Here is a 14,991-nt window from a genome sequence, read left to right as displayed (position 1 = left end):
GCTGTGACTTGATAATGGGCATCTAGGTATTGTCCACACTAAACGGAACAGTTCAGATCACATTTATTGCCAAAATGTGCCGGTTTGCACCAATTCCCCCCGTAATCGGGCACTTGGCTTGGTGCTACAGGCAGGATATGAGGGGCAAAAGAGATTTTGCGTCTGGTCCAAGTTTGGGGGGCAGGTGCGCACTTCAGGGGCAAATACCATGAGCGACACTGACAGCTTTATTGATGAGGTTACGGAAGAGGTACGCCGCGACCGCCTGTTCGTGATGCTGAAGCGCTATGGCTGGATCGGTGGCTTGGCGGTGGCGCTGATCGTCGGCGGCGCGGCCTACCGTGAATATTCCAAGGCGCAGGAACAGGCGGCCGCGCAGGCGCTGGGGGATGGCATGATTGCCGCCCTTTCTGCCGATGACGATGCCGCCGCCCGTGCGACGGCTCTGTCTGGGCTGTCTGCGGAAACGCCGGGCGGTGCTGCGATTCTGGCGATGCTGCAGGCCGGTGCCCTGGCCGAGGCCGATCAGCTAGATGCGGCGGTGGCCCGTCTTCAGGCGGTGGCGGTCAATGCGGATCTGCCGCTGATCTACCGTCATGTCGCTAGCTTCAAGGCGCTTGGGCTGCAACACGACAGCCTGGAAATTTCCGAGCGGCGCATGCAGTTTGAAGCCCTGGCCCAGCCTGGCGCACCGCTTGCGTTGCTGGCGACAGAACAGCTGGCGCTGCTGGATATCGAAGAGGGCAACGCCGAAGCAGCACTTGCGCGGCTGAAAGGCATTGTCGAGGACGCAGGTGTCACTGCAGACTTGAAAGAGCGGGCGTCGCAAGTGATTGTGGCTCTGGGTGGGGTGCTGGACACAGGCGCAGCATCTGAAGGTTAACGAAAACCGCAGGGATAATCCTGTGGAAACAAACAACGGGTACGGGGCAGGGTCATGATGGCAGCTAACTCCTTTTCTTTGGTTCGGGTCTTGCTGTGCAGCAGCGCCCTGGCGCTTGGGCTGACAGCCTGCACCGAGCCAGAGGTGATCTTGCCTGGCAAGCGCGAAGCGATCCGGCCCGAGCTTGACGCAGATGTGGTCAATCAGTCGGTGGCGATTTCACTGCCGCGCCAGGTTGCAAATACCACCTGGGCGCAGGGGCATGGCAATCCAGAATACCGCACCACGAACCCGGCCCTGGCGGCCGCGCCGCGGCTGGCCTGGTCTGCGCCGATTGGCGCAGGTGATTCCCGCAAACAGCGCATCACCACCCGCCCGGTTGTCGCGGCGGGACGCATCTACACCATGGACAGCGCCGCGCGGGTTTCTGCCGTGTCGCCGGCGGGGCAGGTGCTCTGGGCCAGCGATCTGTTGCCCGCACGGGATTCAGAAGGCCAGGCCACCGGTGGCGGTATGGCCTATGCCGACGGGGTACTTTATATTTCTTCCGGCTATGGGGTGTTGACGGCTCTGGATGCTGCAAGTGGCAAACAGATCTGGCGGCAGGAACTGGACGCGACCGGCTCGGGTGAGCCCAGGGTACGCGATGGTCTGGTTTATCTGGTGGCCGGGGATGATACCGGCTGGGCAGTCCATGCCAAGGATGGCCGCATTGCATGGCAGGTCGAAGGCGCGCCAAGCCCGTCGAATGTGCTGGGTGCCCCGGCGCCTGTGCTGACCAAGGATCTGGTGATCTTTGCCTTTGGCTCTGGTGATCTGGTGGCGACCTTCCGCCGTGGCGGGTTGCGCCGTTGGAGCGCCTCTGTCGCCGGACAGCGCACCGGGTCTACCCTGGCGCGGATCAGCGATGTTACCGGATCCCCGGTTCTGGTGGGGCAGCGCGCCTATGTGGGCAACCATTCTGGCCGTACCGTGGCCTTTGACACGGCCAACGGTGACCGGATCTGGACCGCACAGCAGGGCGCGATCGGCCCGGTTTGGCCCGTGGGCAACAGCCTGTTCCAGATCAGCGACCGCAACCAGCTGCTGCGACTGAACGCTGACAGTGGTGAAACTCTCTGGGCGGTTGACCTGCCGGGCTATCTGAAAGACAAACCCGGCAAGCGCAGCGAAATCGTCGCCCACTATGGGCCGGTGCTGGCAGGTGGGCAGATTGTTGTCGCGTCGAATGACGGATTGCTGCGGTTCTTTGATCCGCGCGATGGTAGCCAGATCCGAAGCATCGAAGTGCCTGGTGGCGCCACCGCTGCGCCGGTCGTCGTGGGCAATACTCTTTACGTGGTGACGAGCAAGGGGAACCTGCTCGCCTATCGCTAATGCGCAATCGGCTCTGGCCGTGGCCGCATAGATGCGCTATGGGGCGCGTCTCAAACGCTGAAAGTTGGGTCCGATGTCTTTTACCCTCGCTATTGTGGGCCGTCCAAATGTGGGCAAGTCCACCCTGTTCAATCGCCTTGTAGGCAAAAAGCTGGCGCTGGTTGATGACCAGCCCGGTGTAACGCGCGATCTGCGCGAAGGCGAAGCCCGTCTGGGGGACCTGCGCTTTACCGTGATTGATACCGCAGGTCTGGAAGATGTCACCGACAATTCCCTCGAAGGGCGCATGCGGCGCCTGACCGAGCGGGCGGTCGATATGGCGGATATCTGCCTCTTCATGATTGACGCCCGCACCGGGGTCACCCCGGTGGACGAGATGTTCGCCGAAATCCTGCGCCGCAAATCAGCCCATGTGATCCTGGCCGCCAACAAGGCCGAAGGCAATGCCGCCGAGGCTGGCGTGATCGAAGCCTATGGCCTTGGCCTCGGGGAACCTCTGCGCCTGTCCGGCGAACACGGCGAAGGCATGACCGATCTCTATGCGGAGTTGGTGCCCCTGGCGGACCAATTCGAGGCGGATGCGGTGGATCATTCGCCCGTTGTTGATCTCGATATCGAAGACGACGCAGACTGGGACGCGGAAACCGCCCCGCCAGTGCCGGTGCCAACGCGGGAAAAACCGCTGCAGGTGGCAGTGGTTGGCCGACCAAATGCCGGGAAATCAACGCTGATCAACAAGATCCTGGGAGAGGACCGCCTGCTGACCGGACCCGAGGCCGGCATCACCCGCGATGCCATTTCGCTGCAGATTGACTGGGGCGGCACGCCAATGCGTATCTTTGATACTGCAGGCATGCGCAAAAAGGCCAAGGTGCAGGAAAAGCTGGAAAAACTATCTGTCTCTGACGGGCTGCGTGCGGTCAAGTTTGCCGAGGTGGTGGTGATCCTGCTGGATGCCGAAATCCCGTTTGAGCAGCAGGACCTGCGGATCGCAGATCTGGCCGAACGCGAAGGCCGCGCCGTGGTTGTTGCGGTCAACAAATGGGATGTAGAGGGCAACAAGCAAGAAAAGCTCGCCGCCCTCAAGGAAAGCTTTGCCCGGCTGCTGCCGCAGCTGCGCGGTGCGCCGCTGGTGACGGTTTCGGCCAAGACCGGCAAGGGGCTGGACCGTCTGCACGCGGCTGTGATGCGGGCGCATGATGTCTGGAACCGGCGTATTCCCACCGCAGCGCTGAACCGCTGGCTGACCGGGATGTTGGAACAGCACCCGCCGCCTGCGCCGCAGGGCAAGCGTATCAAGCTGCGTTACATTACCCAGGCCAAGACCCGGCCACCGGGCTTTGTGGTGATGTGTTCGCATCCCGACAAGATCCCTGCGAGTTATACCCGCTATCTGGTCAATGGGTTGCGGCAGGATTTTGACATGCCGGGCACGCCAATCCGTCTGACCATGCGTGGCCAGAACGATCAGAACCCCTTTAAGGGGCGCAAAAAGGCACCGCCTTCCAAGCTGCGCAAACATATTTCCGGACGCCGCGTCTGACCCTGCGCGCACAGGGCCAGTAACGCGCCTGTATTTGTAATTTGAAAAAGTCCCCCGGACCCTTGTTGGGTGCGGGGGGTTTTTGTTTTCTGGCACAGGACCGGGCTGGACGTGGGCTCTCCCCAAAGTTGATTGAATTAATCTTTTGCTTTGCTAGGTTAACTATTGATGCCGAGCATCGCCGGGCCAGCCCCGGGCGGTATGACGGGCAGGGGCGTCGATACGACTGTTTTGAAATTTCTTCGCCTGCATTTTTTATCCAGGCGTTACAATGAATATTTATGAGGGCCGCATGGATCTGAGAACCTATACCCGGCGCTATGCCCAGTCAGACAACCGATGGGCGCTCTGCAATTTTCTGGGCACCTTTGCGGTTTATTTTGCCGCGTTATTCCTGGCGATCCGCTTTGCATCCACCTGGTATGTGCTGCTGCCTGCCGGGGTGGTCTTTGCTTTTGCCGCGGTGCGGCTCTATGTGCTGCAGCATGACACCGGTCACCATTCCCTGTTTGAAACCCGGCGCCAGAATGAATTGGCGGGCCATCTGTTGTCGCCCTTCACCTTTGCGCCCTTTGAGGTGATGAAGCAGAATCACAACCTGCATCATGCCAATATCGGCAATCTGGAACACCGCGAGACCGGTGAGATCCATACCATGACCCTGGCAGAATGGCAGCGGGCGGGCGTCTGGCAGCGGCTGTGCTATCGGCTCTATCGCAATCCCGTGGTGTTGGTGCCACTGGGGGCCGCTTTCACCTATTTCATTCGCTATCGCTGGCCCAAGAACAGCGGCCAGTTTGGCGCCCTTGGTGTGATCCTGCACAATATCGTCATCGGGCTGCTGCTTGTCCTGTTGTACCAGCTGGCGGGCAAGCAGGGGGTGGTGATCTGGTTTGGCTTTTCCTTTCTTGGTGGCATGATCGGAGTGTTTCTGGTCTATCTGCAACATAATTTCGAAGACACATACTGGGATCGACGGCCAGATCTGAACCCGGCAGAGGCGGCCTTGCAGGGCTCTTCCTGTTTGGATTTTGGTTGGTTCTTCGACTTCGCCGTGGCCAATATCACGCTGCATGACATTCACCATTTCAACGCCCGCATCCCCTGCTATCGCTTGCGGGAATGCCACTACGGGCTGCCTGCGGAATATGCGCTGCGGCGGATCAAGTTTGGCGAGGCGCTGCATGCGCTGTCGCTCAAGCTCTGGGATGAAGAGAGCAAACGGTTGGTTCCTTTTCCAGCGTGATCAACCGGCGAACAGATCGTCCAGCGGGGCGTGGAAGGCTAATTTTCAATGAGGAGTACCGCAACGATGCGCGATGTGACTAATTTGTCCGGGGTTGGCCCGGCTTTGGCGAAGACCTTGCAGGACCATGGGCTGGCCTCAATCGACGCGGTGTTGTCAGCCCCTCTGGCAAGCCTGACAGCCGTTCCCGGCATTGGAACAGCCCGTGCGGCGCGATTGAAACAGGCGGCTGAGGTGCATTCGGCAGCCGATAGCCTGGTGCAGCCCGGCGCCGGGGGAAAGGTGGCAAAACCGGCAGCGAGGGCGGAAACACCGGCCAAGGCACCGCAACCGTCAAGCGACGAAGATCTAGGCGCAGCCCTTGCAGCAGCCGAAGCGGGGCGCGTTGCAGCCGAGCAAAAGGCTGCCAAGGCCAAGGCAAAGGCAAAGAAGGCAGCGCGCAAGGCCGAAAGCCTGATGGCGGAGTTTGCTGAGGCCAAGGAAAAGGCCCGTGCCAAGGCGAAAAAAGTGAAGGCCGACGCGCGCCGCGCAATCGAGCAAGAGAAAGCCAATGCCAAGGCTGCCCTGGCCGAGCTGGAGCGCAAGGCGAAGGACAAACCCAACGAAAAGGACAAGAAACCCAAATCCGGGTCCAAATCGGCAAGCAAAAAGAAATCAAAGAAATAGAGCCCTGATGCAGGGCCGCCGCGCCAGCGCCAGCTTGGCAGTTTTTCCAGATTTCAACCGCCCCCCCTTTTGCATAGGGGGGAAAGGCAAAGCCGAGGGCCATTTCGGGGCCCTCGGCTTTGATATTTTATGCAGGTGGGGTGCGATTCCACCACAGCATCAGCGCGCCTGGTTCAAACCAGATCGCCCTCGGCGGTGAGGGTCAGTTTGTTTCGCAGATATGGGGCCAGCACCTCTGGCAGGATGACAGAGCCATCCGCTTGTTGGCCGTTTTCCAGCACGGCAATCAGGCAGCGCCCCACCGCCAGACCAGAACCATTGAGGCTATGCACGAACTCTGGCTTGCCACCATCCGCCGGACGGAACCGCGCGTTCATGCGGCGCGCCTGAAAGGCCCCGGTGGTGGAGACCGAGGAGATCTCGCGGTAGGTATCCTGTCCGGGCAGCCAGGCTTCGATGTCATAGGTGCGCCGCGCACCAAAGCCCATGTCACCAGTGCAGAGCACCACTGTGCGATAGGGCACGCCCAGTTTTTCCAGCAGGCCTTCGGCGCAACGCAGCATGCGCTTTTGCTCGGCGTCCGATTCTTCTGGGTGGGTGATCGAAACCATCTCGACCTTTTCAAACTGGTGCTGGCGCAGCATGCCGGATGTGTCACGGCCCGCCGATCCCGCTTCGGAGCGGAAGCACTGGGTGTGGGCGGTCATGCGGATTGGCAGGTCGCTGGCCTCCAGAACGTCACCAGCCACCGAATAGGTCAGCGTGACCTCGGAGGTTGGCACCAGCCACCAGCCATTGGTGGTTTGATAGCTGTCATCGCCAAACTTGGGCAGCTTATCGGTGCCATACATTGCTTCATCGCGTACCAGCACCGGGGTCTGCACCTCGGTCAGGCCATTTTCGTCCACATGGGTATCGACCATGAACTGAGCCAGGGCACGATGAATGCGGGCAACGCCGCCTTTAAGGAAAACAAAGCGCGCGCCAGAGGTCTTGGCGGCTGTTTCAAAATCCATCGCGCCGACAACGCCTTTGATTTCAAAATGTTCCTTGGGGGTGAAATCCAATTCCCGCGGGGTGCCCCAGCGGTTCACTTCGACATTGTCATCTTCATCAGCGCCATCAGGCACATCATCGGCGGGCAGATTGGCAATCCGGGCCAGCATGTCTGTCTGCTTGGCCACCAGCTCTTTGGCTTCGGCCTGCAGGGCGGCAACCATGGCCTTTTTCTCGGCGACTTCGGCGCGCAGGCGTTCAAAGGTTTCAGTGTCGCCCTTGGCCTTGGCGGCACCGATTTCCTTTGCCGCCTTGTTCTGTGCCGCCTGGGCCTCTTCGGCAGCCTGGATCTTGGCGCGGCGCGCCTCGTCCAGTTCCAGGATCTGGGAGGACACACCGGCATCGCCACGCCGCGCCAAAGCGGCGTCAAAAGCGGATGGATTCTCGCGAATTGCACGGATGTCATGCATGGTGTCGGCTCCTCGACGGTTTTTTGAATCAATAGCCAACCTATGCCGTAGGTGGTGCCAAAGAGGAAGAGCCCAGGGCCAGAGCGGCGGGGAAAAGGCAGGAATTGTTGTCGCAAGTCCCAAAAACGCGGGTTCTGTCCTGTCCCGGCTTTGCCGCTGCCTTGCATTGCAGGGGGCGAGCGCATAGGTTCGCGCCAAATTAACAGCCAGCCCGATAGGGGCGCTGAATAGACAAAAGGAAAACCCCCCTTGGATATGAACCAGATTGGCCAGTTCCTCCCGCTTATTCTGATCTTTGCGATCATGTATTTCCTGCTGATCCGTCCGCAGCAGAAAAAGATGAAAGAGCACCAGACCATGGTGTCTAATGTGCGTCGTGGCGATCAGGTGGTCACCCAGGGTGGCCTGATTGGCAAGATTGCCAAGGTCAAGGACGACAACGAAGTCGAAGTTGAACTGGCCGAAGGTGTCAAGGTACGGGTGGTGAAATCCACCATTGCCCAGGTTCTGACCAAGACCGAGCCGGCAGCTTAATAAGCCCCCTTTAACAAACTGAAAAGGCAGGGCAATGCTTCAAATTGATCTCTGGAAAAGGGTTCTCATCTGGCTGGTCTGTGTGACCGGCCTTTTGCTTGCCCTGCCAAATGGGTTTTATACCCGCGTCGAGCAGTCAAACGATGCTGCAGCAGAAATTATCGCCAAAGGTGACAGCCCCGAACGGCAAGAGGTCGTGGCGCAATGGCCATCTTACCTTCCGTCATCCTTGGTGAACCTTGGCCTCGATCTGCGCGGTGGCGCGCATCTGCTGGCCGAAGTCAAAGTGGCGGATGTCTATGCCGCCCGTATGGATGCGCTCTGGCCTGAAGTGCGTGATGCGCTGCGCCCCGAGCGCGACACGGTTGGCAGCTTTCGCCGCCAGCAAGCACCGGACGGGCAGATTCGCCTGAAGATCTCTAAACCCGACGGCATGAGCCGGGCGCTGCAGATCCTGCGTGGCCTGGCTAACCCGATCACCACGCTGACCGGGGCCGGGGCCTCCGATATCACTGTCTCGGGAAGCGGCGACCTGATCACCGTGGAACTGTCGGAAGCAGAGCGCCTGGCATCCGATGATCGTACCGTGCGCCAGTCGCTGGAAATCGTGCGTCGCCGGATCGACGAGGTCGGCACCCGTGAACCCACCATTCAGCGTCAAGGTGCAGATCGGATCCTGATCCAGGTGCCCGGCATTGGATCGGCCTCTGAGCTGAAGGCGATTATCGGCACCACTGCGCAGCTGACCTTTAACCCGGTTGTCGGTCGCGGATCTGACGCGGATGCGGCGGCGGGTGTAGGCAATAAGGTGATCCCGTCACTGGATGAACCAGGCACCTACTACACGGTCGAAGCAGCACCTGTGGTCACCGGCGAACAGCTTGTCGACGCGCAGCCTGCCTTTGACCAGAACGGTCGCCCGGCGGTGAATTTCCGGTTCAACACCTCTGGTGCGCGCAAGTTTGGTGATTACACGGCAGAAAACATCGGCTCTCCCTTTGCCATTGTACTGGATGACGAGGTGGTCTCGGCCCCGGTGATCCAGTCGCATATCCCAGGTGGGTCCGGCATCATCACCGGCAATTTCACCATCGAGGAAAGCACCCATCTGGCCATCCTGCTGCGCGCAGGTGCCCTGCCTGCGGGGCTGGAATTCCTGGAAGAGCGTACCATCGGCCCAGAACTTGGCCAGGACAGCATTGATGCCGGCAAGGTTGCGACGATCGTCGCCTTTATCGGCGTTCTGGTCTTCATGGCGCTGAGCTATGGACTGTTTGGCATCTTTGCCAATGTGGCATTGGTGCTGAACGTGGCGCTGATCTTTGGCTTCCTTAGTCTGATTGGCGCAACGCTGACGCTGCCGGGGATTGCCGGTATCGTGTTGACGGTTGGTATGGCGGTGGACGCCAATGTGCTGATCTTTGAACGGATCCGCGAAGAGCTGAAGGCAGGTCGTGGCCCGGCCCGCGCCATTGACGAAGGCTACTCCAAGGCGCTGAGCGCTATTCTGGACGCCAATGTCACCACATTCATCACCGCCGTGATCCTGTTCGCCATGGGCTCTGGTCCGGTGCGCGGCTTTGCGATCACGCTGGGACTGGGCATTTTGACCTCGGTCTTTACCGCGATCTTTGTGACCCGGTTGATGATTGTGATGTGGTTTGAACGTCGTCGTCCCAAACAGATTGAGGTGTAATCATGCGGTTGAAACTTGTACCCGAGGGAACCTCATTCGATTTCTTCAGTAAGTGGAAGATCTGGCTGGGTATTTCTGCCCTTATGATGCTTGTCGGGCTGGCGTCCTTTGGCCTGCAGGGGCTGAACTTTGGCATCGATTTTCGCGGTGGCACCACAGTGCGAAGCGAAAGCAGCACGGCAATTGATGTAGGCCAATACCGCGATGCCATTGCGCCGCTGGAACTGGGCGATGTCTCGATCACAGAGGTGTTTGACCCGACCTTCGAGGAAGACCAGCACGTTGCCATGATCCGCATTCAGGCCCAGGCCGATGGTGAGGCAATTTCAGGGGAGGTGATCCAGTCGCTGCAAGCGGCGCTGGATGCGGTGGCGCCGGGCATCAAATTTGTTTCGGTCGAATCTGTCGGCCCCAAGGTTTCCGGCGAGCTGGTGCAAACTGCCGTCTTGGCGGTGGTGCTGGCGATTGGCGCGGTTCTGATCTACATCTGGCTGCGCTTTGAATGGCAGTTTGCCCTGGGCGCGGTTGTGGCCCTGGTGCATGACGTGGTGCTGACCATTGGGGTGTTTTCCGAATTGCAGATCAAATTCGACCTCGCAATCATCGCTGCCCTGCTGACCATCGTGGGCTACTCGCTCAACGATACGGTTGTGGTGTTTGACCGGGTGCGTGAAAACCTGCGCCGCTACAAAAAGAAGGATCTGGCCGAGGTTCTGAACCTGTCGATCAATGAAACCCTTAGCCGGACGGTGATGACCTCGGTCACCACCCTGCTGGCGCTCATCTCGCTCTATGTGCTGGGGGGGGATGTGATTCGCGGCTTTGTTTTTGCGATGATCTGGGGTGTCATCGTCGGCACCTATTCGTCGATCTTTGTGGCCTCGACCATTTTGCTGTGGCTGGGCGTCAAACGCGACTGGAGCAAGCCAAGCAATACCGCAGGCAACCAGTTTGCCAATGTGGATGCCTAGGGCCCCAGGCCAGCGTTTCGAGTAACCAGGATGAAGCCGCGGATCTGTTCCGCGGCTTTTTCCGTTTTGGTGGGCCGCATAGGTCACATCGTCGCGTCAAAAAACAGCCAAGACAGGCTCGCCTCGATTGGCTGTTTGGTGATAGGCATGGCATTGATTGCTCCGTGCTAGGGGCCTGCGAAATGCGCCGCCTGCGGGCCGCCGAATGAAAGGGGTTTCCATGCAGCTGAATGAAGTGACCTTTAGCGAAGCGAGACCGATTGATGGCTATGGTCCTGGTTTTTTCCGCGTCGGCGGAGAAGTGCATGAAGGCGCGCTGCTGGTCTCCGCCACCTCGCTTGCCCCCTGGGCTGGCTATGAGGATGACGCGGGCTTGCTGGCCCTTGAGGGGCAGGTGGATGTGCTGCTGGTCGGCACCGGCGCCGAGATCGCCCATATCCCCGCCGCGCTGCGTAGCGCGCTGGAAGGCGTGGGCGTCGGGGTCGAGGTGATGAACTCTCCTGCGGCCTGCCGGACCTATAATGTCCTGCTGTCAGAGGGCCGACGGATTGCGCTTGCCGTTCTGCCTGTCTAACTGGCCTGTATCGCAGGTCCATGGCACTGGATCGTTTGAATTGATCTGGCGCAAGGTGCGCGATGGTGGTTTGTGACTTTTGTGCCCCCAAACAATAGGGTAAGCCTGTATTCATGTCATTGAATGTATCAGATCTGTGCATTGCCCGTGGCGGCCTGCCGGTGCTGGAAGGGGTCAGTTTCATACTGCGCCCCGGTGGGGCGTTGATCCTGCGTGGCCCCAATGGAATTGGCAAGACAACCCTGCTACGCAGTATCGCCGGGTTGCAGCCACCGCTGGGGGGCGAGGTGCGCGGTGGCGAAGACCGGATCGCCTATTCGGCCCATTCCGACGGTCTGAAGTCCGCCTTGACGGTGACAGAGAACCTACAGTTCTGGGCCAGTGTTTTTGGCACCCGCTCTATCGAGGCGGCGCTTGCGGCCTATGATTTGACGGCGCTGCATGACCGTCCTGCCGGGACGCTGTCTGCCGGGCAGAAACGCCGTCTGGGCCTGTCGCGGATGCTGGTGACCGGGCGGCCAATCTGGGTGATGGATGAACCCACGGTAAGCCTGGACCAGGCTTCGGTGGCGCTGTTTGCGGCGGCCGTGCAGGCGCATTTGGCCAGCGGCGGGTTGGCGCTGATTGCTACCCATATCGACCTTGGGCTTGCGGCAGATGTTCTGGATCTTGGGCCGTATCGGGCCAAGCCGCTGGCGCTGGATGATTTCGACGGGGCCTTCCTATGATGGCGCTGTTGATACGGGATCTGCGCCTGGCGGTGCGGGCGGGCGGCGGCTTTGGGCTGGGGCTGGCCTTTTTCCTGATCGTCACCGTATTGGTGCCCTTTGCAGTGGGGCCGCAATCGGATCTTTTGGCGCGGATTGCGCCGGGCGTGTTGTGGCTGGGGGCGCTGTTGTCCTGCCTGTTGTCGCTCGACCGTCTGCTGGCGCTGGACTGGGAAGATGGGTCTCTCGATCTGCTGGCCACCGCGCCGCTGCCGCTGGAAGCGGTTATCAGCATCAAGGCGCTGGCCCATTGGATCACCACCGGATTGCCGCTGGTTTTGGCCGCACCACTGCTGGGGGTCTTGCTGAACCTGCCGCTGGACGGGTATCGCTGGCTGGTGGTCTCGCTTTTGTTGGGGACGCCGGCGCTGTCGGTGATTGGGACCTTTGGCGCGGCGTTGACAGTGGGGCTGAAGCGCGGCGGGCTGCTGCTGTCGCTCTTGGTGATGCCGCTCTATGTGCCGACGCTGATCTTTGGCGCCGAGGCTGCCCGGCGCGGTGCCATGGGCATGGGGGTCGAGACGCCTTTGCTGATGCTTGCGGGGATTTCCGCCGGGGTTATTGCCCTGATGCCCTTTGCCAGTGCTGCAGTTTTGCGTATCAATCTGCGCTAGCGATTTCACGAAACACACTGACCAAACGAAAGAGCCAATATGTCGATCTGGGAATATGCCAATCCGCGAAAATTCCTGCAAAGCTCAGAACGGGTGATGCCGGTGCTTTGGCTTAGCTCGGGGGTGTTGATCTCGGTCGGGCTGATCTGGGGGTTCTTTTTCACCCCGGATGACTATCGTCAGGGGTCAACGGTCAAGATCATCTTTTTGCATGTGCCCGCCGCCCTGATGGCGATCAATGCCTGGTTCATGATGTTGGTGGCCTCGCTGATCTGGGTCGTGCGCCGCCATCACGTCAGTGCGCTGGCCGCCAAGGCCGCTGCCCCTGTGGGCATTGTGATGACATTGATCGCGCTGGCCACCGGGGCAATCTGGGGTCAACCGATGTGGGGCACCTGGTGGGCCTGGGATCCACGGCTGACCTCTTTCCTGGTGCTGTTTTTGTTTTATCTCGGCTATATCGCCCTGTGGGAAGCGATTGATAACCCTGATACGGCAGCCGATCTGACAGCAATTCTGTGCCTTGTGGGCACGGTCTTTGCGGTGCTCAGCCGCTATGCGGTGAATTTCTGGAACCAAGGTCTGCATCAGGGGGCGTCGCTGTCGCTGGATGAAAAAGAGAACGTCGCGGATGCCTTTTCCAACCCGCTCTATGTCTGCATGGCGGGGTTTGCTCTGTTCTTTCTTGCGCTGGTGTTCTACCGCACCGGGACTGAAATTCGTGCCCGGCGCATCAAGGCGCTTTTGGCGCGGCAACGGCAGGAGGCCTGATCATGTGGCCTGATCTTGGAAAATATGGCGAGACAGTACTGTCGGCCTATGCGGCCTCACTTCTGTTGTTGGGGGTGCTGGTGGTCCTGACCCTGTGGCGCGGCAAGCGGGTGCGGCGCATCATGGAAGATCTGGAACAAAGGATGCGGCGCGATGGCTAAGGTTTCCCCTTTGATGGTTTTGCCAGTGGCGGTCTTTGCCAGCTTTGTTGGCTTGGCTGTGGTCGGCATGTACCGTGATGATCCCGATAGCCTGCCTTCGGCCCGCGAGGGGCAGCAGGCACCGCCCGTGGTGTTGACCCAATTTGCCGACAAGCCGCTGTTCGACGACGCAACCCTGCGCGATGGAGAGGTGAAGCTGGTCAACTACTGGGCCAGCTGGTGCGCCCCTTGCCGGGTGGAACATCCCAGTCTGACTGCTTTGGCTGAGTCCGGGATCAAGATCTACGGGGTCAACTACAAGGACCAGCTGCAAAACGCTGAAGGTTTCCTGCAAGAGCTGGGGAACCCCTATGCCGCGATCGGACGCGATGAACAGGGGCGCATGGCGCTGGATTGGGGGGTCTACGGCGTGCCGGAAACCTATGTAGTGGATGGCGAGGGCAAGATCATCCTGCGCTTTGCGGGCCCTGTGACCCAGCGGGTTATCGAAAGCACCCTCGGCCCTGCGATCGAAAAAGCCCGCGGCCAGTAGCGGCAATCGTCACGATTGGTTTTCCTGTTGGTGGCAAAGCTTTGGTTCCCTGCGAAACGGCGGCGTCAGGCAAAGATCGACAGGTCGAGCGTCAACCCGGTGCCGAGCCAGATGCCATGGTCGCGGTGATCAGCAAGTTCCTGGCCTGTTTCTGGATGGGCAAAAATGATCAATCCCTGGCGGTTCAGGACTAGCCAGGGCAGCAGTTGGGAAAATTGCGCAGGTGTTGCGCCCAGCTGACAAGACCCCATCGGATGTGGTCCAACGGGGCGTTCATGCAGATGCCCCATTTTGACGCCAAACAGTTCGGCAGCTTTGGTACACAGGGCTTTGGCTATTTCTAAGCTCTCGGCCTCGAAATAGACATGGGCATGATAGCCCCGGATGGTTTCTATCTGTTTCATGCTCTTACCCTGCCGGATCAGGATGCTGTCGGCAATTGCGCAGCGATCCACAGGGGCTGTGCAGCGGTCACAGACGGTAGCCGCCGGATACGGTCAGGATTTCTCCGGTGATTGCGCGGGCGGCATCTGAGGCGAGGAAAGTGACTGCGGCTGCGATGTCGCTGGGGGTTGCCAGTTGGCCAAGCGCTGTTTCATCGGTAAAGCGGCGGGTCAATTCTGCATCGCGGGGTGCTTCGGGTACATTCACCGCGCCGGGGGCTACCGCGTTGACGCGAATGCCCCGAGGGCCAAGTTCCTTGGCCATTGCGCGGGTCCAGAGGTTGAGTGCGGCCTTGCTGGCGCCATAGGTGACATGGCCCTTTGGCGGCAGTACCGCATTGACCGAGGAAATACTGACAATTGCGGCTCCGGGCTGCAGATGGGGCAGGGCCGCCGCCAGGATCGCCTCTGGTGCAAGCAGATTGAGCTCCAGAATCGCCCGTTGCTGTGCTGCGTCAAATTCGGCAACGGGGCTGGCGGCCAGGGAGCCTGCGTTATTGACGATAACATCAAGGCGGCCAAACCGGGCCAAGACAGCGTCGACAACCTGCTGTGCGCTGCCCTCCTGCGTGAGATCCGCCTGAATGATCAGGGTCTGCTGTCGCGTTTGTGCGGCGGGGGCTCGGTGGCACCAGGTCAGGGCGCAGTTGTGGGTGGGGGCGAAAGCCGCAGAAATCGCGGCGCCGATGCCCGAGGCACCGCCAGTGACCAGAACGGTTTTCATCGGCGCGTATCCTGTGTTGCGCA

The 14,991-nt window shown here is 60.1% G+C and carries 17 protein-coding genes; 14 read left to right on the top strand and 3 right to left on the bottom strand.

Features of this window, described 5'->3' with window-relative positions; all coding sequences use genetic code 11:
• Positions 1-208: 208 nt before the first annotated feature.
• The 5 genes from P2081_RS08190 to P2081_RS08170 all read left to right on the top strand — a co-directional run bounded on the left by P2081_RS08190 (position 209) and on the right by P2081_RS08170 (position 5,715).
• Positions 209-883, top strand: a complete 675-nt coding sequence (locus P2081_RS08190; protein ID WP_278922394.1) for a hypothetical protein — start codon at positions 209-211, stop codon at positions 881-883.
• Positions 884-937: 54 nt separating this feature from the next.
• On the top strand, positions 938-2,260 hold the full coding sequence (locus tag P2081_RS08185) for a PQQ-like beta-propeller repeat protein (RefSeq protein WP_278922393.1): 1,323 nt from the start codon (positions 938-940) through the stop codon (positions 2,258-2,260).
• A 73-nt stretch (positions 2,261-2,333) separates the two neighbouring features.
• The gene (gene der / locus P2081_RS08180) at positions 2,334-3,803 is read left to right on the top strand and encodes a ribosome biogenesis GTPase Der (RefSeq protein WP_278922392.1); all 1,470 of its coding nucleotides are present in this window, start codon (positions 2,334-2,336) and stop codon (positions 3,801-3,803) included.
• 292 nt (positions 3,804-4,095) lie between these two features.
• Positions 4,096-5,049: a fatty acid desaturase gene (locus P2081_RS08175; protein WP_278922391.1), complete on the top strand. Its 954-nt coding sequence runs from the start codon at positions 4,096-4,098 to the stop codon at positions 5,047-5,049.
• Positions 5,050-5,097: 48 nt separating this feature from the next.
• A complete protein-coding gene (locus P2081_RS08170) occupies positions 5,098-5,715 on the top strand; it encodes a helix-hairpin-helix domain-containing protein (RefSeq protein ID WP_278922390.1) in 618 nt (205 codons plus the stop codon).
• A 173-nt stretch (positions 5,716-5,888) separates the two neighbouring features.
• Here the strand turns inward: P2081_RS08170 and serS are convergent, their stop codons facing one another.
• A complete protein-coding gene (gene serS, locus P2081_RS08165) occupies positions 5,889-7,181 on the bottom strand; it encodes a serine--tRNA ligase (RefSeq protein WP_278922389.1) in 1,293 nt (430 codons plus the stop codon).
• A gap of 255 nt (positions 7,182-7,436) precedes the next feature.
• On the opposite strand from serS, the gene yajC reads away from it, so the two are divergent.
• The 9 genes from yajC to P2081_RS08120 all read left to right on the top strand — a co-directional run bounded on the left by yajC (position 7,437) and on the right by P2081_RS08120 (position 13,801).
• Complete coding sequence (gene yajC / locus P2081_RS08160; RefSeq protein WP_036785718.1) at positions 7,437-7,715, top strand: preprotein translocase subunit YajC; 279 nt, start codon at positions 7,437-7,439, stop codon at positions 7,713-7,715.
• A 34-nt stretch (positions 7,716-7,749) separates the two neighbouring features.
• A complete protein-coding gene (gene secD / locus P2081_RS08155) occupies positions 7,750-9,411 on the top strand; it encodes a protein translocase subunit SecD (protein ID WP_278922388.1) in 1,662 nt (553 codons plus the stop codon).
• Between the two features lie 2 nt (positions 9,412-9,413).
• Entirely contained in the window at positions 9,414-10,382 is a 969-nt protein-coding gene (secF, locus tag P2081_RS08150; protein ID WP_278922387.1) for a protein translocase subunit SecF, read from the top strand.
• A gap of 220 nt (positions 10,383-10,602) precedes the next feature.
• Complete coding sequence (locus P2081_RS08145; RefSeq protein ID WP_278922386.1) at positions 10,603-10,956, top strand: Mth938-like domain-containing protein; 354 nt, start codon at positions 10,603-10,605, stop codon at positions 10,954-10,956.
• A 113-nt stretch (positions 10,957-11,069) separates the two neighbouring features.
• A complete protein-coding gene (gene ccmA, locus P2081_RS08140) occupies positions 11,070-11,684 on the top strand; it encodes a heme ABC exporter ATP-binding protein CcmA (protein ID WP_278922385.1) in 615 nt (204 codons plus the stop codon).
• Entirely contained in the window at positions 11,681-12,337 is a 657-nt protein-coding gene (ccmB, locus tag P2081_RS08135; RefSeq protein ID WP_278922384.1) for a heme exporter protein CcmB, read from the top strand. The genes ccmA and ccmB overlap by 4 nt, the downstream gene beginning before the upstream one ends.
• Positions 12,338-12,376: 39 nt before the next feature.
• A complete protein-coding gene (locus P2081_RS08130) occupies positions 12,377-13,108 on the top strand; it encodes a heme ABC transporter permease (RefSeq protein WP_278922383.1) in 732 nt (243 codons plus the stop codon).
• A gap of 2 nt (positions 13,109-13,110) precedes the next feature.
• The gene (gene ccmD, locus P2081_RS08125; protein WP_278922382.1) at positions 13,111-13,269 is read left to right on the top strand and encodes a heme exporter protein CcmD; all 159 of its coding nucleotides are present in this window, start codon (positions 13,111-13,113) and stop codon (positions 13,267-13,269) included.
• The gene (locus tag P2081_RS08120; protein WP_278922381.1) at positions 13,262-13,801 is read left to right on the top strand and encodes a DsbE family thiol:disulfide interchange protein; all 540 of its coding nucleotides are present in this window, start codon (positions 13,262-13,264) and stop codon (positions 13,799-13,801) included. The genes ccmD and P2081_RS08120 overlap by 8 nt, the downstream gene beginning before the upstream one ends.
• A gap of 65 nt (positions 13,802-13,866) precedes the next feature.
• On the opposite strand, the gene P2081_RS08115 is transcribed toward P2081_RS08120, so the two are convergent.
• Positions 13,867-14,205, bottom strand: coding sequence for a DOPA 4,5-dioxygenase family protein (locus P2081_RS08115; protein WP_278922380.1), 339 nt, complete (start codon positions 14,203-14,205; stop codon positions 13,867-13,869).
• Positions 14,206-14,272: 67 nt separating this feature from the next.
• The gene (locus tag P2081_RS08110; RefSeq protein WP_278922379.1) at positions 14,273-14,968 is read right to left on the bottom strand and encodes an SDR family NAD(P)-dependent oxidoreductase; all 696 of its coding nucleotides are present in this window, start codon (positions 14,966-14,968) and stop codon (positions 14,273-14,275) included.
• Positions 14,969-14,991: the final 23 nt, after the last annotated feature.

Source organism: Pseudophaeobacter profundi (assembly GCF_029697505.1).
GTDB lineage: Bacteria > Pseudomonadota > Alphaproteobacteria > Rhodobacterales > Rhodobacteraceae > Pseudophaeobacter > Pseudophaeobacter profundi.
This window is presented reverse-complemented; position numbering and strand designations above follow the sequence as displayed.